The following is a 16701-nucleotide window of genomic DNA, read 5'->3' as shown; positions in this document are numbered from 1 at the left end:
AATACTATGCATTTAACTATAAATTATGTCTTTCTTACTTCTCTTTTATAATAGACAAAACCCATTCCACAGTTCATTTTTTGCCATCTTTTTGAAAATCTATGACAATCAGGAGTAATAGAATATATTATTCTAATCTCAAATGTTGCCAATTCTTTACTATTTGGGTACTTTTCCAACTTTAACAGTAAAAAATGATTTCAGCAAATAACATCCATAAATATTACGGAGATCTTCATGTTCTAAAAGGAGTTGACCTGCATATTAAAAAAGGGGAAATTGTCTCTATTGTTGGTGCTTCCGGAGCCGGGAAGACCACGCTTTTACAAATCCTGGGGACTTTGGAAAGACCTGAAAAAGGCAAGGCATCAGAATTGGCAATTAATGATATTCAAATTGATAAATTGTCTTCAAAAGAACTTTCAAAATTTCGGAATAAGCACGTAGGTTTTATTTTTCAGTTTCACCAGCTGTTACCGGAATTCACTGCTCTGGAGAATATTTGTATCCCGGCTTATATTCAGAATAAATCGAAAGCAGAAGCCGAAAAAAGGGCAAAGGAACTGCTTAAATTTTTAGGTCTTGAGCACCGGGCCAGTCATAAGCCCGGAGAATTGAGTGGTGGAGAACAACAACGTATTGCTGTTGCCCGGGCCTTAATAAATAATCCTGCGGTGATTTTTGCAGATGAACCTTCGGGAAACCTGGACAGTGAATCTGCCGAGAACCTTCACAAATTGTTCTTTAGACTAAGAGACGAATTTGATCAGACTTTTGTAATTGTCACTCATAATGGAGAACTTGCCGATATGGCAGACCGAAAATTATCTATGGTCGACGGCGAAATTGTATAATCTGAAAGTAATTATTCCCATTGAAAAAAAGCGAGTTAAAGTCTTTCCTTGATTTTAAGGCTGAACAATATAATACCCCGGAATTTATTGCAACCGATCCGGTTCAGATTCCGCACCAGTTTTCTAAACAAGAGGATATTGAAATTGCCGGTTTTTTGACTGCAACCATAGCCTGGGGTAACCGGAAGAGTATCCTAAACAATGCCAACCGGTTAATGGACCTTCTGGAAAGGAGTCCGCATGATTTTGTCATAAATCATTCTGAAGATGACCTCAAAAAAATGGCAAATTTCGTCCATCGCACGTTTAACGGTTTGGATTTAGAATACTTTATAAAAGCACTTCAGAATATCTACTTAAGGCATTCGGGAATAGAAAAAATCTTTAGCAAATATGCTGAAACAGATAACCTTCAGCCTGCAATTCATCACTTCAAGAAAATCTTTTTTGAACTTCCTCATCTGTCAAGAACTGAAAAACACGTGAGTGATCCCTTAAAGAATTCCGCAGCAAAAAGGATTAATATGTATTTAAGATGGATGGTGAGAAAAGACAATTGCGGAGTAGATTTTGGGTTGTGGGATACTTTAAAACCTTCCCAACTGTCCTGCCCTTTGGATGTTCACTCGGGTAATGTTGCCCGTAAACTGAATCTGCTCAAGAGGAAACAAAACGATGCAAAAGCACTTCAGGAACTCGATACCGTCTTAAGAACCTTAGATCCAAACGATCCGGTAAAATATGATTTTGCCCTTTTTGGTCTTGGGGTATTCGAAAAATTGAATTAACACATTTTTAAGAATTTTTACTATATTAGCATATGATACGCACCTCTAATTTTCTGATTGCATGATTCATCCTCCTGTTCCTGTGAATGAGGAAGAGCGCCTTACAGCTCTTTACGCACTAAACATCTTAAATACCGATCCTGAGGAAGAATTCGATAATATTACCGAACTGGCTTCTTATATTAGCGGTATGCCTATTTCTTTAATTACCCTTGTTGATGAAACGAGACAATGGTTTAAATCTAAAATAGGAACAAATATTTGTGATACAGACAGAGATGTTTCTTTTTGTGGTCATGCAATCATGGAGCCTCAAAATTTTATGGAGGTAGAAGATTCCCATAAAGATATACGTTTTCATGATAATCCTTTAGCAAATGGTAGAGAAAAGGCTATTAGATATTATGGGGGAATGACGTTGGTAAACAGCGCCGGAGTGCCATTGGGCACCCTCTGCGTTATAGATACTAAACCTAACAAATTAAATGAGAATCAAATAAAAGCATTAAAAGCACTGGCAAAGCAGGTAGAAATCCTTATTGAGGCCAGGCATAAAAATTTCCTTCTCGAAAAAGCCCGACAGGATTTAGATGATCACAATGTTCTTTTAAAAGATTTTGCAGGAGTAGTCTCGCACGACATGAAGATGCCGCTAGCCAACATGGTACTTACCGCAGATGTAATTAAAAAAAAGTATGGTGACCTTATTGGGGAAGAAGGGGTGAAATATCTCAATCAACTTAAAAAATCGGGACTAAACCTAAGCGATTATATAACAGGTGTTCTCAATTATTACGAAAGTGAAAAGCTGGCTAAAGTAGAAATTGAGGAAATTGATTTACATAATCTTCTGGAGGATATCATTGATCTTTTAGGAATAGAAGAAGATTGTGAGATAAATTTCCCGAAGAAAAATGTTAATATCAGAGTAAACAGATCGGCTCTGGAGCAAATACTTTTAAACCTGATAAGCAACAGCCTTAAGTATAACGATAAGGAAAAAATCGTGATCAATTTAGGTTTTAAAGAAGTCCCAGATTACTACGTTTTTACTGTAGAAGATAACGGAATAGGCGTGAAACAGGAGGAACAGGAACTTATTTTTAAACTATTTTCCACCCTCTCCATAACAGATAGGAAAGGTAATAATGGACATGGGATAGGTCTTTCTACTGTTAAAAAATTGGTAACAAACCTCGGGGGCACTGTTAAAATCGAGTCAGAATTAAAAAAAGGCACTAAATTTACTTTTACAATATTAGCAACTTAACTTCTTAACCCCCAAAATTTTGTTTTACAGTTGCGAGTATAAACAGCAGGCAAAAATCGGGGCATGAATTTTAAAACTTCTACAACTAAGAATAATAACCGCCGGTCTTCTCTAGCGGAATATAAATTCGTAAAACGAGAGGTGGATAAAGATTATGAGGAATTAACTTTTCTCGCTTCACAAGTATGTAAGGTTCCTATTGCTCAAATAGGAATTATTGGTAAAAAATCGATCTGGTTTAAATCTATTTTTGGAGCCTCTATAGCTGAAATACCTCATGAAACAGATCTTTTAGAAAGAACGCTTCGCAAACCTTACGAAATTTCTGTATTCCACAAGAAGGATGCTCCCGATGCTTTTGAAGAATTAAATAAACTTTATCAAAAAGATTTTCAGTTTTACGCCGGAATTCCTCTTTTTAACCCTAAGGGTGATGTTATTGCAGTTTTTAATATTCTGGATACTGAGCCTCATGATTTTTCTCAAACCGAACAACGTTCTTTAGAAGCAATTGCAAATCAAACACTTAATCTTTTTGAGTTCAGAAAACAAAATAACAAGCTTTACCAGGTTCAGAAAAAGCTGAAGCTGAAGTATCAGGAGCTGGAAAAATTTACAAGCGTGGTTTCCCATGATATTAAATCCCCCCTGGCTAATATTATCTCCCTTTCTGAACTTTTAAAAGACGAAAATGAAGGAAAATTCGATGAGGATACTTCACAATACTTGCAGTACCTGGTAGAATCTTCTTATTCTCTTCGTAATTACGTAGATGGAATCCTGGGTTATTATCGAAGTGACCATATTAGCGAGAAAGATTATGTAAATGTCGACCTTGGCGATCTTCTCAAAAAAGTTTCTGATCTCTATCAGGTTTCCGAAAATATTGAAATTACATATCCTGAAGATGTTACGCTGCACAACGTCAACAAATCTGCTTTAACTCAGGTTTTTATGAACCTTATAAGCAATGCATTAAAATACAACGATAAAGAAGTTCGCCGAATTGATATAGGTTTTGACGAGACCAATGACTTTTATTTATTTGCAGTTAAAGACAACGGTAAAGGAATTTCTAAATCAGACCTGGAAAAAATTTTCGATCTTTTTACCACCCTGGATGAAAATGACAGGGATGGGAATCCCGGCACCGGAATTGGCCTCGCCACGGTAAAAAAACTTGTGGAGAATATGCATGGGAAAATTGAGGTCCAGTCTGTTCCTGGAGATGGCAGTAAATTTTCATTTAAGATCAGGCGTACTTAGGTTAGAATAGTTTTCATTTCCTATATTTGAAAAATATTCAAGCCGAGCATGTATTTTAAATACCCGGAACTTCTTTTTGCCCTTTTCTTGCTCATTATTCCAATTATTGTTCACCTTTTTCAATTACGGAAATTTCAGAAGGAGGAATTTACAAACGTAAAGTTTCTGAAAAAAATTTCCAGACAAACCCGAAAGAGTTCCAAAGTGAAAAAGTGGTTGGTCCTTTGTTCGAGGTTACTCGCCCTGGGATTTTTGATTTTTGCTTTTGCGCAACCTTACCTCCCCGCCTCTACTAAAGCTTTTAGATCGAAAAACACGCTTATTTACCTGGATAATTCTTTTAGCATGCAGGCTACAGGCCAAAAAGGTCAATTATTACCGGCTGCTATTCAAAGTGTACTTGAAAGCTTACCTGAAGAGGAAACTCTTAATTTGCTTACTAATGATGAAGATTATTTTAATATCGAAACAGCAGAAAGTCAGAGAATTTTACAGGATTTAAATTACACTGCTACTCCGCTGGATTTTGAAAACCTCAAGTTAAGAGCTGAAAGATTTTTTCAGGAAAATCCGGCAGACGATCAGGAGTTGGTTGTAATTTCAGATTTTCAGCAAAATTCCGAATTTCCTGTAAAGCCTGATGCCGAAAACTTCAATTTTCGACTTCTCCCCTACCAGCCTGTAAATATTACGAATATCAGCCTCGATTCCGCTTTTATTGCTGAAAGAGACAGAGAAAATATCATCCTGAAGGTGCAATTAAGTACTTCTTCAACCAATGAAGATCAGATTCCCGTCGCTATTATGGCAGGAGGCGAACTCATAGGGAAATCCTCAGTGGCCTTTAGCGAAAATAACCAGGCTGAAGTAACTTTTAGTCTTTCCAATGACTCTATAAGTGACGGAAAAATAGAAATTGAAGATAACGGACTCCAATACGACAACGAACTGTTCTTTAGCATACCGAAAATTGCCAAAATTAAGGCTGCTCTTATTTCTAAAGATTCCGATTCATTTTTGAAAAGAATTTATACCGAACCCGAATTTGATCTTGCAGTTTTTCCATTTTCCGGAGTAGATTACAATCAGCTTTCGAGCTCACGACTCATTATTTTGGATGAATTGAAGGAAATTAGCCCTTCATTATCCACTATTCTTCAAAAGAGAATGGAGGAAGGGGCAATTGTGGTTCTTATCCCTTCAGTTGATGCAGAAATTGCCTCTTACAATACATTTTTACAAAATTCCGGAGCACCAGCTTTTGAAGCTTTCCAAAGTGAAGAGCGAAAAATTACAAATATCCGCTTTGATCATCCCCTATACACTTCAGTTTTTGAAGAACAGGTAGAGAATTTTGAATATCCTTCAGTACAATCCTATTTTACATTAAATCGGCCTGGATCGCCAGTTCTAGAATATCAGGATAATGCACCGTTTCTCACGCAAAGTGACCAGTTGTTTTTATTTACTTCAGCATCAGGTGCAAAAAATGGCAATTTTCAGCAGTCACCTTTAGTCGTTCCCACGTTTTACAATATGGGCAGGATGGCGCTACAGGCAAGGCAAATCTATTACGAAATTGGTAAAAATAACCTAATTGATATTCCGGTTACTTCAGAAAATGATGAAGTTGTTCATCTTACTTCAGAAGAAGACAATTTTATTCCGCAGCAACAAGCTTTTTCAGAAAAAATTAGAATAAACACCTCTGAACTACCTGCTGTGGCTGGAAATTACCAAATTAATTACAGAAATAATATAATTGAGAACGTAAGTTATAACTACAGCCGCCACGAAAGTAATCTGAATTATATTAATCCTGAAGATTTCGAAAATGTCGAAATTTACGACAACATCAATAACTATTTTGAAAATACAAATGCAGTAAGGCAAATAACTGCGCTTTGGAAATGGTTTGTTATTTTTGCATTAATCTTTCTAATCGTGGAAATGCTCCTGTTAAAATACCTTAAATGAAGCTACTTATAAAATCGGCCACAGTCATCGATAAAGAATCGGATTTTAATAATAAAAAGGTTGATATTCTTATCCAGGATGGTATCATTAAAAAAATTGGTGCTTCTCTAAAAGAAAAGGCAGAGAAGGAAATCTCTAAAGAAAATCTGCACGTTTCCAGAGGCTGGTTTGACAGTAGTGTAAGTTTTGGGGAACCGGGATTTGAGGAGCGCGAAACTATCGCGAACGGACTTGATACCGCAGGAAAAAGCGGATTTACCACAGTTTGCGTGAACCCCAGTACTTCTCCAGTCATTGACCATAACAGCGCGGTAAATTCTTTGATATCAAAAGCTGCCAACCACCCGGTAACATTGGTTCCTACAGGCGCTTTAACCGTAAAAAGTGAAGGATTAGACCTAGCAGAGCTTTATGATATGAAACAGGCCGGAGCAGCTTCTTTTGGAGATTACAAAAGTGCGGTTAGAAATCCGAATCTTTTAAAAATTGCCCTGCAATACGCACAAAATTTTGATGCGCTGGTGCAGTCTTTTCCGCAGGAAAACAAAATAGCCGGGAGCGGACAGGTAAATGAACATCACCACAGCACTTCTCTAGGGCTAAAAGGAATTCCAAATCTTGCTGAAGAACTCCAGATTACTAGGGATTTGTATATCCTTGAATACACCGGTGGGAAACTTCATATTCCCACAATTTCCACAGAAAAGTCGGTTAAGCTAATCAAAGACGCCAAAAAGAAGGGACTGGATGTAACCTGTAGTGTCGCTATTCACAACCTGATTTTTACAGACGAACTACTAAAAGAATTCGATACCAGCTCGAAAGTGCTGCCTCCTTTGAGAACTTCAAAAGATATAAAAGCACTGATAAAAGGCCTTAAAGACGGTACGATAGATATGGTTACGAGCGATCATCAACCCATAGATATTGAACATAAAAAAGTAGAGTTTGAAAATGCTTCTTATGGGACCATTGGACTTGAATCTGCTTATGGAGCGCTAATGAATATTTTTTCTGCAGAAGAAGCTATTTCGCTCCTTACTTCAGGAAAAAACAGGTTCAACATAAACGAATCCGGAATTAAAGAAGGAGAAAGAGTAGATCTTAGCTTATTTACTACTGAAGATAAATACAACTTCTCTAAAGAAGACATTTTTTCCACTTCCCAAAACAGCATTTTTATTGGAAATCAATTAAAAGGAAAAGCCTACGGTGTTATTTCAAAAAATGGTCTAATTACCTACTGAATTTTAAATATGAAAGAAGGAAAAATAGCAGCAATTACAGCCTATATTACTATTATAGGAACCGTAGTTGCCTACTTTATGAATCTTGACAAGAAAGATCCTGTGGCAAGTTTCCATATCAGGCAGGCACTTGGTACACATTTATTATTTTATCTAATGGGAGTATTAGCTTCTATGTTTACAGGATATATGATCCCGACAGCTTTTTACATTTTCGTGCTCGTTCTCTGGGCTTACGGTCTAATAATTGCAATAAAGGGTGAACAAAAAGAAATTCCTCTTGTTGGTAATTTCTTTCAAACAATTTTTAAAAGTATTACTTAATGACGACTGCAGATTTATCCTTACATCATCTTATAAAATCTTCTACAAAGACTGAAAATGCTCCGTTGGCAATCATGCTCCATGGCTATGGAAGCAATGAAAATGACTTGTTTTCTTTTGCCGGGGAACTTCCCGAAGAACTATTTGTAATTTCTGTGCGCGCTCCACACCCAATGCAACCTTCCGGAAACGCATGGTTCGCTATCCATTGGAATAATACTGACGGAAAATTCAGCGATGAAAATCAGGCACGGGAATCCAGGGAAACGATCTCCCGTTTTATAGATGAAGCTGTGGCTGCTTATCCCGTAGATCCTGAAAACGTTACCCTTATAGGTTTTAGCCAGGGAAGTATTTTAAGTTATGCTGCAAGCCTGTCTTATCCTGAAAAAGTGAAAAACGTGATTGCTTTAAGTGGATATGTTAATGAAGACCTTATGAAAGAAGGTTACGAAAAAAATGATTTTTCTCATTTATCATTCTACTGTTCCCATGGTACACAGGATCAGGTTCTCCCTGTGCAATGGGCGAGAAGAACAAAGCCTTTTCTCGATAGTCTAAAAATCGAAAATGTATATTCTGAATTTCCTGTTGGTCACGGTGTGGCTCCGCAGAACTTTTTTGAATTACAGGAGTGGCTAAAAAAGAGGATTTAGTCCAGTGGATATAAAAATGATTTTTCCGGAACAAGAGAAACTTCACCATCTTCTTCTACAGAGTAGCTGAAGAAAACTTCTCCCCAGTAAGTACCGTCGGTAAAGTCTGCCAACACCCATTTGTGATTAACAATTTTTATTTTATTAATCCTCATATTCCCTTCCATTCCTGCAAATGGAACGAACGGATTATCCTGGGATGCACTGTTTCCACTAATTAGTTTATCCTGAATTTTTAGTTTTACATCTTCAGGTGAAATTCCCCGTTCTTCAAAGTAATTAAACGCGTCCTCGTTTCGATCAATCGAAAAATAATCAGTTTCAGTACCTGACATTTTCAGCGAGTCCAGCTCTCCTTGTACCTCAGCAATTTGATTTTCAAGACCAGCTATACTTTCGTCCCGCGCATCGAGAATTTTTTTATCATTTACATAAATAAATATGGTAAACAAGAGCGTGAAAATGAATAAATACATCAATATTTTACTCCGCATGCTAAATTTCTATTTTAAGATTATCATAAGCCAGGTGAACGTTCTCAGGAAGTTCCTTTTCAACCTCGTCATGAAAACCCAGCAGATGGCTAATATGCGTTAAATAGGCTGTTTCCGGTTTCACCCTTTCAATAAATTCCAGGGCTTCTTCAAGATTAAAATGAGAATGGTGTGGTTCCCTGCGCAGCGCATTTACCACCATAACCTTCACATCCCGAAGCTTTTCTACCTCTTCATCTTCAATAGACTTTAGATCTGTTAAGTATGCAAAATCTTCAAACCTGAACCCAAAAACCTGAAGCCGGTTATGCCTAAAGTCAATGGGAGTTATAGTCAATCCTTCAAAAATGAAAGGCTTATTTTCTATTTCAAATTCTGTAACTCCCGGAGCTCCGGGATATTTATTTTCTGAAGCAAATATATAATCGAAGCGGCTACGTAATGCCTTCAGTACGCGTTTGTGAGCAAAAATAGGGATGTCACCCTGCCTAAAAAAAAAGGGACGAATATCATCGAGGCCGGCCGTATGGTCATTATGCTCATGGGTATAAATAATCGCATCCAGCTTTTTTACGTGATTGGCCAGCATCTGGGACCTGAAATCAGGTCCGCAATCTACAAGCAGATTATAACCTGCCCATTCCACCAAAACCGAAACCCTGAGACGTGTGTCTCTTGGATTTTGGCTTAAACAAACGGGATGGTCACTACCTATAATTGGGATACCCTGTGATGTTCCTGTGCCTAAAAATGTTACCTTCAAGAAGTGTTTATTTTATCACAAAAATATTTAGATATACAATTATCTGAATACTATGTGGTTAAAGTTAAAAATGTTTTACACACGACCCCTTTCGGAGTCTATTTGTTATACACGTTATTTTATCCCTATCTTTGAATCACAATACTATTTTTATGTCTACTACTCATAAAATTGTTCTAATTAAAAAATATGCTAAGGATAAAGAAGGTTATCTAAAGCTTAGAACTACAAAGGATAGAAAACCTACCTACACTCCTTTAGGATTTAAGGTGCAAGTTAGTAATTGGAATGCTGACAAACAATATGTCAAGAGTAAAGAACCTAATTCAGATAGAATAAATGAGAAAATTCAGGAAGTAAAAGCTGAAGCTCAATACAATACTGTCAAGAAAAAGAAAGAAGTAAAAGGTAAGTCTTTTGTCAGATATGCTAAAAAGGTCATTCAAGTAATTTCACAGGAAGGAACTAAAAGAAGTAGAAATAATGGTTTGAACAAGCTTAGAGACTTTTTAAAAATTAAAGATAAAGATGACATAGCTTTTGAAGACATAGATACCTTCTTTGTTAAAGAGTACTATGGATATCTATTAGAAAATGTAGCAAACTCTTCTGCTAATGAATACCTCACAGTCTTCAAGTACTTCTTAACTCATGCAGATGCACATGGATATCATTCCTACACTATAAGCCCTTTCAGAGGACTCAAAAAGAAAAAGGAGAAGAGAAGTTTACCAGTCCTAAAATATTATGAGGTAGAAAAGTTTTTTGGCTATAAACCTGAGAAGGAAGACTTTTATCTAGTACAGCAAGCATTTGGATTCATGATGTATGCTAGTGGCATGAGAGTCTCTGATTTCGTCACTCTTAAGTGGAAAAATTTTAAAGAAATTAATGGTAACTACTATGTAGAGTTTAATATGAATAAAACCAAAACCTTGATGAAGACTAAACTCACCTTGGATGCTCTACAGTTTCTTATTCCTTTTATGGAATTATATGATAAAAGTGCTGTAAATTCCTTTCGAATTTTTGAAAAGAAGCAGAAAAACATGAGGAAAAAATTAAAAGAAGCTATTGATGAGGAAAGTCAGATTGAGCTTAGGAGCTTTAGTGAATTTAAGTATGATATTTTTGCTGATTTAATGGATAAGTGGCATACGTTAGTTGAGCAGGAAAGTAAGAAGGAAGAAAGAAAGATTACTTTACAGCAGCTTATAGAAGGAATGAAAAGAGATTTAATATTTAATGAGGATATTCTTCTGAGTATTCTAGGTAATCAAATAATTGAATTTAAAGATAAATATCCTGAAGATACTGTTCATCCAATGCTTAGAGATGGTCAATCTTATAGTGAAGCTCAAAATGCAAAACAACATTTCAACTACAGACTAAGAATAATGGGAAAGGAATGTGATATTAAAACTCCTGTGACTAATCATCAAGCTCGTCATGTGTTTGCTCAAAGGTTATTTGAAGCAGGTGCAAATTTTCACCATGTCAGTCTTGCTCTTGGTCACTCCTCTTTAGAAATTACTGAACACTACAGGGAGAAGCTTGTGACAGATGATGCTATGGATGTTGTAGAGGAGTTTAGCAGGATTATGACAAAGACGATCTGAGAGTACTAAGATAAAGAATGTTCAGAAGGATCAAGTAAGTAGGTCACTGACTAAAGAAAATCCATTTTAAAGCATGTAATAGGCTGATATGATGTTATAAAGGGTTGGTTTAGAGAAAATTTATAAGTCTACTTTTATGAATAATTTTGAAATTTATATTTTAGAAGTCATAGACCTGAAGAAGAAAAAGCAGTATGATTTGGCATGGAGAAAAGCTAATGAGTATATGCTAAAACTTGTTCAAGAAGGTCATGAAATGTGGTACATGCTCTACCACCAAATGGCAGATATCTTAGCAAGAGAAAAGAAATGGTATGAAGCATTGAAGCAAATGACCTATACCTTCCATTATTTAGGTAAAGTAGGTGGAATAACTCACCAAAGGTTTATTGAGAAGTTATTGAAGAAGGTAGATAAAAGCTCCTACTTTGATGAATTTGTGAAGATATCCATAGACCCTGAATTAGATATAGAAACTAAAATAAGTCTCACTACTGAATTCAGGAGTCTATCTGCTTAGACACTCATGCATAAGTCATCTATCTCTTCCTGCTGTGCACCTAAGTAGGTTCTTATAGTAGCTACATCTTTATGACCAAATGCTTGGAAGAGCTTCAGAAGAGCTTTGTCTATTTTTCTATCGTGAGCCCCTCGCTATCCTACCAAACGTTTTTCTAAGGCTGTGTGAGGATATCCTCTCTCCCTTAAAGTACTGGTTCACGACAGTAAAAGAAATTAAAATAATATTTCAACAAAAATTACTAATATTCAGTTATTGCTATAAACTAAACCCGCCAGATATGAAAAAATTGGGTTTACTTGGATTCCTCTCCTCTTGAAAAATCCAATCCACCCCAAAGGTTAAAAACGTAGGATTCTTTAATGTTCTAGAAATGTTATTTTCTTCAATTTGAATTGAAGAATCAATATTTTGTCTAATCCTTTCTTTCGCTTCATTAGATATATTTGGGTCATCATAAATTTTCTGTAGATAAGGTTCTAGAAGCTTTTTGTTAGTTTTTCCAGGCTTCTCAATATAATTTTTTGCCAATAAATTAATTGAACCACCGATATTATAGGTAGGATTTTTTATATATGAGTATTTTTGTACACCTGAATATGGTATTAGCATTATTTTGGGAAAATATTTCCAATGGTAATCAAACAATAGAGGTAACGAGATTGAAGAATAATATGTTTGGACATTGTTTTTATAATCTCCAAATGCACCTTGAAAACTTTTCGAAGAAACTATAAACTCACCCGCATTCTCTATGTCACTGGAATTAATAAATGATCTTTTTAAGGATTCTTTATTATAAGTCACAAAATCAACACCTGCATTAAGTTGGGGATAAAGAATCATGTTTTTTCGATGCCAGTTAAAAAGGTAGTAACCGATTCCACCTTCCAGTGCACCTGTAATTGGATGTTCTATAGAACTTTTAAAACTGATAGGATTTAGAACTTTTAATCTTTTATACCCGACAGTTAAATCGAATTTATATGTCCATAGATCGTTTGTTCTGTATACATCATTTTCAACATCAAAAAATTTATTTGTGGAATGCACAAAACTATATCCTACTTGAATTCCATTCTTTTCTTCAAAGTTTACATCATTTAATTTTAAAAATTTATCAGTTTCAGTTAAACCAAATTTAATAAAGTGACCGTTTATTTTTTCAGCGGTGATTTCCCCTGTCACTTTACCTTTATACCTTAATTGCGTGGAATCTATTAAAAACTCAATTGTTGCTCCAGAGGTATTCAAATTAAAATTTGTACTAGTAGCATTATAGAAATTTGCATAGGTGAATTCTGCGCTATTGGTTAGCTGACCAAAAGAAAAGTTGATCGAAAAAATAAACAACGGCAGTAATATTGATTTTTTCATAGGTATACATTTTTATTACAGAATGGTTTAATCACTTTGAAATTAATCTAATTTTTTAGGAAGATAAAACAAAATTACATTAAAAATCATCTGTAGAATTCTCAAAAACAGCATTTTGCATAAAAATACCCATTTTTAGGTATTCATTTTTCTTCTTTATTTTTTAGGAGAGACTTATCAGTTCAATGGAATTAAACCTTAAAAAGAAAGAAGCTTCTCATTTTTTTAATTCAAATTGTTATTTTTAAGAAAGCAGGGAGATACCACTTTTTCTGTTCCTGCACCTGTATCTTAATGGGATGGTTATTCTTTTTTACGAACGTAATTAATTTGAGAGATAGCTTATGTCAAGAAACTATAGAAGGGATTAAAACAAGGTGGTTCGAACTTCTTTCAAAATATTGGGTGAGTTTTTATCTATACTTTTTTTTCTGGAGTAAAAATCCTTTGTTACTGGATATGCTGAAAATTTATCATTCGTGTAGCCCTCCTTTATTATTTCTTTTACATCCTTATCAGATAAATCATTACTTATCCATTGCTTTAAATACTCGTCATCTAAAACAAAAGGCATCCTTTTAGCTTCATTGTGTATTTCACTGAAAAAAGCATCAGCTTCAGTTGTCAGTAAAGTTGTATAGTAACTCATTCTCCCATCACTCGAATATAGCCCAGCAAAACAGAATAATTTCCTTCCATCCTGCTCAGTTGCATCAGGAATATAGCAGAAATAGGCTTGTTTACTACCATCTGGATGAGCATGTGGCTCAAAAAATCCATCACAATAAATCAAACAGCGTTCATGGATGTGGTTTTTATAGGTAGTAGTTTTGAAGATGTCCTCACTCCTGGCGTTAAGTGTATTGTACTTAAAGTTACTGTAGAATTTTTCAGGATCATTTAATTGGTACTTTGGAATTAAACCCCAATTAGCAGGATAAATATGTGTGCTTTCGTTCTGTGGAATTATGTACATGTAATCATGAGTAAAACCGTTCTGATAATAGTAAGGTTCATAGACATCAACATCTATGAATGGAATACGTAAATGTTGCTCTATTACTTCAGGTCGTTTGGTTAATGCAGTATGGTAGCACATAAGCTTATTTTCCTTAAATATATAACATAATCTCTTCTTGAAAAAAAGGAATATTTCCATATTTTTGGAAAAAATGCTATGATGATATACAACCCACCTCTGCTGTTAAGAAGTCAAGACGATATGTTTGCCCAAAATAGAATAAAGAATACCCTATTGGGCTTCAATTGGGACTTTATTTATACTGGAAAATACATTGATAAGCAAAAAACCCAAATAGAATTATCAGTGAGCACCTGGGTAATAGATCATGACGAAAACCTTTACATGCGTTGTTGTACCTATTCTGGCAATAGGAGCACTTGGAAGCAAGTAATAAAGGATCAACTATATAAAATGATGGGAGAAATAGATATTGAAGTAAATTTGATTAAATCAGAAACCAGATATTTTATGATTACCCAAGAGAAATATATCAAGCCTGAAGCCTGAACTCTATGAAAAGAAGCTCTTCGACTTAAAACATTACCTAGGTAAGAAGGAATAGTCACAACCTCTGATAATTTAAAGGGAATTATTTTTTCTTGCCTAATTGTTTTTAGAATCTTAAATCCATAAAACAGGTCAACAAAAATTGTAATATAAATGCGAATATAATGTATAAATTAAAGGTGAAACTATGGCAAAATCCATGAAAACCGACTCATAATAATTGGATGAACTTAAATAAAAAATACGGTTATATTGACCCCTATAAAAACTCCTAGATGGAAGAAGTTACTTGGCTTGATGTAATTAAAATTATGATACCTGTACTTGCTGTAATTCTTGCAGGTATTTTTGCTTTGTTTAATCTTAGACACAGCATTCAACTCCAGGCAAAAAATAAATGGAAGGAAGATTTCAGAAACCATATGGCAGAATATATCGAATCGTATATCAAGCTCACTTATTTAACTATAGAATGGAAAGAACTTTTTGCCAATAAAAAATCGACAGATGAAATAAGAAGTAAAATACAGGCTGTCACGAGTGAACTAATTTCAAGATTTAGCAAGGTAGAGTTAATGTTAGACGAAGATGAAAATTCAAAGGAACTTCTGAAATTAGTTTTTGAATATGACATGGAACTCTCTAGACTGCAAAAGGGAGAAACTATAGAATTAGATTTAGAAGCAGCGATTAGGAGAATATCACAAACAGCAAAAAAAATATATCACTCTAAATAGTTATAGATTCATATAAATATCATCAAGCTCTTCCTGCCTTATTCCTAAATATTTTCTTGTAATGGATACGGAGGTGTGATTAAATAACTCTGAAAGATACATAAGAGCTTTCTCAGACTGTTGGTTATTATCCCATACTCTTCTTCCAAAAGTTTTTCTAAGGCTGTGTGAGGTGATGTTAGAACCTTTAAAATGCTTCTTCATTAGTCTGTTTACATGCTGAATAGAATAGACTGTACCTTTTCTACTTCTAAAGGCATGGAACTCTTCATTCTCCTTAGAGAAGTAAGTGACAGCAGCCTTTATATTATCGTTTGTCTTGAGGTTTCTTTTTTTACCTGTCTTACCTTCTGTGATAGTGATGGTATCATTCCTTAATTGTCTAAAAGAAAGGTCTAACAAATCACTAACCCTCAGTCCTAAGTTAATACCTGCTATAATGAGTAAACCAAAAGTAGGATTCTCACCACTCCTGATTAACTTCATCCCTACTCCTTGTGCTTTGTCAAAATCTATGTATGTACTTCCTGTCATGATATATGGTTTTTATGTTGATTTACATCAAATATAATATATTTCTGAACATTAGGGAATAAAAATTTATATTAGTTACCTATAAACCCTCGCAATGTTCATTTATCCCATTTCTGAACATTGTAAAGAAGCTCTACATTAAATTACTTTGTTACTGAGGGTGTTCTATTACCTTAGACTGTTGTAGGTTTAGGGTTTTTTTGTGGATTCTCAGGATTTTCTGAGTGGTTTTGAACAATAAAAATAATTGGAGGAGTTTGGTCAAGGGGTGAAAAACGTGGAAAATACCCCATCAATGTTCATTGTTGTTTTCTCTTATCCCTTGCTATACTGGCTCTCAGTAAAGCTTTAGGTATGTTTCGGTATATTACTTCGGATAAATTAGAAGGCTTACTCAGGGTCTCCTATGAACTCAGAAGAACCTATTTGGATCTCTAAAGGGAATGACTATGCTGCTAATACAATTTTTTGCGGAATTTTTATGGGGTATACTCCACAAGCAGAATTGCTAAAATAAGTGCAGTAAGAGCTATGACTGTCATAACTAATCCGTACCATTGCTCACTAAATTTAAAGTTCTTGAAATATTGCCTAACTTCCGCCCTAAAGACAGTAGCCACAAAAGTCCCTACAATGCCTGTCATGGGTACTACAAAAAAATATAAGAATTCCATTTGTTTCTGTTATTGAGTAGTTTCACCTCCTTAGCTACTCAGTTCGTAATTGAAACAAATATAACGGTTA

Annotated in this window: 18 protein-coding genes; 12 read left to right on the top strand and 6 right to left on the bottom strand. The window is 35.1% G+C overall.

Annotated features, from left to right (window positions below; genetic code table 11):
• The first annotated feature begins 194 nt into the window (after nt 1-194).
• From RM541_RS04455 to RM541_RS04420, 8 genes are all read left to right on the top strand, one after another.
• Complete coding sequence (locus RM541_RS04455; protein WP_311499020.1) at nt 195-854, top strand: ABC transporter ATP-binding protein; 660 nt, start codon at nt 195-197, stop codon at nt 852-854.
• 20 nt (nt 855-874) lie between these two features.
• A complete protein-coding gene (locus tag RM541_RS04450; RefSeq protein WP_311499019.1) occupies nt 875-1642 on the top strand; it encodes a TIGR02757 family protein in 768 nt (255 codons plus the stop codon).
• 61 nt (nt 1643-1703) lie between these two features.
• Nucleotides 1704-2912, top strand: coding sequence for a sensor histidine kinase (locus tag RM541_RS04445; protein WP_311499018.1), 1209 nt, complete (start codon nt 1704-1706; stop codon nt 2910-2912).
• A gap of 63 nt (nt 2913-2975) precedes the next feature.
• A complete protein-coding gene (locus RM541_RS04440; protein WP_311499017.1) occupies nt 2976-4178 on the top strand; it encodes a sensor histidine kinase in 1203 nt (400 codons plus the stop codon).
• 48 nt (nt 4179-4226) lie between these two features.
• Nucleotides 4227-6155: a BatA domain-containing protein gene (locus tag RM541_RS04435; RefSeq protein WP_311499016.1), complete on the top strand. Its 1929-nt coding sequence runs from the start codon at nt 4227-4229 to the stop codon at nt 6153-6155.
• Nucleotides 6152-7402, top strand: a complete 1251-nt coding sequence (locus RM541_RS04430) for a dihydroorotase (protein ID WP_311499015.1) — start codon at nt 6152-6154, stop codon at nt 7400-7402. Before RM541_RS04435 ends, RM541_RS04430 begins: the two co-directional genes overlap by 4 nt.
• 9 nt (nt 7403-7411) lie before the next feature.
• Nucleotides 7412-7726, top strand: a complete 315-nt coding sequence (locus RM541_RS04425; RefSeq protein WP_311499014.1) for a magnetosome magnetite crystal formation protein family — start codon at nt 7412-7414, stop codon at nt 7724-7726.
• Entirely contained in the window at nt 7726-8382 is a 657-nt protein-coding gene (locus tag RM541_RS04420; protein ID WP_311499013.1) for an alpha/beta hydrolase, read from the top strand. Before RM541_RS04425 ends, RM541_RS04420 begins: the two co-directional genes overlap by 1 nt.
• Here RM541_RS04420 and RM541_RS04415 read toward each other — a convergent pair.
• Nucleotides 8379-8876, bottom strand: coding sequence for a hypothetical protein (locus tag RM541_RS04415; RefSeq protein WP_311499012.1), 498 nt, complete (start codon nt 8874-8876; stop codon nt 8379-8381). The two genes, RM541_RS04420 and RM541_RS04415, sit on opposite strands and share 4 nt — an antisense overlap.
• A 1-nt stretch (nt 8877) precedes the next feature.
• Nucleotides 8878-9639, bottom strand: a complete 762-nt coding sequence (locus RM541_RS04410) for an MBL fold metallo-hydrolase (RefSeq protein WP_311499011.1) — start codon at nt 9637-9639, stop codon at nt 8878-8880.
• Between the two features lie 152 nt (nt 9640-9791).
• On the opposite strand from RM541_RS04410, the gene RM541_RS04405 reads away from it, so the two are divergent.
• Together RM541_RS04405 and RM541_RS04400 are read left to right on the top strand one after the other, a co-directional pair.
• Complete coding sequence (locus tag RM541_RS04405) at nt 9792-11258, top strand: tyrosine-type recombinase/integrase (RefSeq protein ID WP_311499010.1); 1467 nt, start codon at nt 9792-9794, stop codon at nt 11256-11258.
• Between the two features lie 136 nt (nt 11259-11394).
• Nucleotides 11395-11778, top strand: a complete 384-nt coding sequence (locus RM541_RS04400; RefSeq protein WP_311499009.1) for a hypothetical protein — start codon at nt 11395-11397, stop codon at nt 11776-11778.
• A 258-nt stretch (nt 11779-12036) separates the two neighbouring features.
• Here RM541_RS04400 and RM541_RS04395 read toward each other — a convergent pair whose 3' ends face one another.
• Together RM541_RS04395 and RM541_RS04390 are read right to left on the bottom strand one after the other, a co-directional pair.
• On the bottom strand, nt 12037-13155 hold the full coding sequence (locus RM541_RS04395) for a hypothetical protein (RefSeq protein ID WP_311499008.1): 1119 nt from the start codon (nt 13153-13155) through the stop codon (nt 12037-12039).
• 367 nt (nt 13156-13522) lie between these two features.
• Complete coding sequence (locus tag RM541_RS04390) at nt 13523-14254, bottom strand: SOS response-associated peptidase (RefSeq protein WP_311499007.1); 732 nt, start codon at nt 14252-14254, stop codon at nt 13523-13525.
• A gap of 78 nt (nt 14255-14332) precedes the next feature.
• Between RM541_RS04390 and RM541_RS04385 the strand changes: the two genes are divergently transcribed.
• The gene (locus tag RM541_RS04385; protein ID WP_311499006.1) at nt 14333-14686 is read left to right on the top strand and encodes a hypothetical protein; all 354 of its coding nucleotides are present in this window, start codon (nt 14333-14335) and stop codon (nt 14684-14686) included.
• A 275-nt stretch (nt 14687-14961) separates the two neighbouring features.
• Nucleotides 14962-15423: a hypothetical protein gene (locus RM541_RS04380; RefSeq protein WP_311499005.1), complete on the top strand. Its 462-nt coding sequence runs from the start codon at nt 14962-14964 to the stop codon at nt 15421-15423.
• Here RM541_RS04380 and RM541_RS04375 read toward each other — a convergent pair whose 3' ends face one another.
• Both RM541_RS04375 and RM541_RS04370 read right to left on the bottom strand, forming a co-directional pair.
• The gene (locus RM541_RS04375) at nt 15424-15957 is read right to left on the bottom strand and encodes a tyrosine-type recombinase/integrase (RefSeq protein ID WP_311499004.1); all 534 of its coding nucleotides are present in this window, start codon (nt 15955-15957) and stop codon (nt 15424-15426) included.
• A gap of 479 nt (nt 15958-16436) precedes the next feature.
• Entirely contained in the window at nt 16437-16631 is a 195-nt protein-coding gene (locus RM541_RS04370) for a hypothetical protein (protein ID WP_311499003.1), read from the bottom strand.
• Nucleotides 16632-16701 lie beyond the last annotated feature (70 nt).

It is taken from the genome of Autumnicola psychrophila (assembly GCF_031846645.1).
GTDB classification, from domain to species: domain Bacteria; phylum Bacteroidota; class Bacteroidia; order Flavobacteriales; family Flavobacteriaceae; genus Autumnicola; species Autumnicola psychrophila.
The sequence above is the reverse complement of the archived record's forward strand: the minus strand, read 5'-3'. Positions and strand labels throughout refer to the sequence as shown.

What these genes read in the sequence shown, in the direction of transcription:
- RM541_RS04455 (WP_311499020.1), top strand. Translation starts at nt 195, where the DNA reads ATGATTTCAGCAAATAACATCCATAAATATTACGGAGATCTTCATGTT.
- RM541_RS04445 (WP_311499018.1), top strand. Translation starts at nt 1,704, where the DNA reads ATGATTCATCCTCCTGTTCCTGTGAATGAGGAAGAGCGCCTTACAGCT.
- RM541_RS04440 (WP_311499017.1), top strand. Translation starts at nt 2,976, where the DNA reads ATGAATTTTAAAACTTCTACAACTAAGAATAATAACCGCCGGTCTTCT.
- RM541_RS04435 (WP_311499016.1), top strand. Translation starts at nt 4,227, where the DNA reads ATGTATTTTAAATACCCGGAACTTCTTTTTGCCCTTTTCTTGCTCATT.
- RM541_RS04430 (WP_311499015.1), top strand. Translation starts at nt 6,152, where the DNA reads ATGAAGCTACTTATAAAATCGGCCACAGTCATCGATAAAGAATCGGAT.
- RM541_RS04425 (WP_311499014.1), top strand. Translation starts at nt 7,412, where the DNA reads ATGAAAGAAGGAAAAATAGCAGCAATTACAGCCTATATTACTATTATA.
- RM541_RS04420 (WP_311499013.1), top strand. Translation starts at nt 7,726, where the DNA reads ATGACGACTGCAGATTTATCCTTACATCATCTTATAAAATCTTCTACA.
- RM541_RS04415 (WP_311499012.1), bottom strand. Translation starts at nt 8,876, where the DNA reads ATGCGGAGTAAAATATTGATGTATTTATTCATTTTCACGCTCTTGTTT.
- RM541_RS04405 (WP_311499010.1), top strand. Translation starts at nt 9,792, where the DNA reads ATGTCTACTACTCATAAAATTGTTCTAATTAAAAAATATGCTAAGGAT.
- RM541_RS04400 (WP_311499009.1), top strand. Translation starts at nt 11,395, where the DNA reads ATGAATAATTTTGAAATTTATATTTTAGAAGTCATAGACCTGAAGAAG.
- RM541_RS04395 (WP_311499008.1), bottom strand. Translation starts at nt 13,155, where the DNA reads ATGAAAAAATCAATATTACTGCCGTTGTTTATTTTTTCGATCAACTTT.
- RM541_RS04390 (WP_311499007.1), bottom strand. Translation starts at nt 14,254, where the DNA reads ATGTGCTACCATACTGCATTAACCAAACGACCTGAAGTAATAGAGCAA.
- RM541_RS04385 (WP_311499006.1), top strand. Translation starts at nt 14,333, where the DNA reads ATGATGATATACAACCCACCTCTGCTGTTAAGAAGTCAAGACGATATG.
- RM541_RS04380 (WP_311499005.1), top strand. Translation starts at nt 14,962, where the DNA reads ATGGAAGAAGTTACTTGGCTTGATGTAATTAAAATTATGATACCTGTA.
- RM541_RS04375 (WP_311499004.1), bottom strand. Translation starts at nt 15,957, where the DNA reads ATGACAGGAAGTACATACATAGATTTTGACAAAGCACAAGGAGTAGGG.
- RM541_RS04370 (WP_311499003.1), bottom strand. Translation starts at nt 16,631, where the DNA reads ATGGAATTCTTATATTTTTTTGTAGTACCCATGACAGGCATTGTAGGG.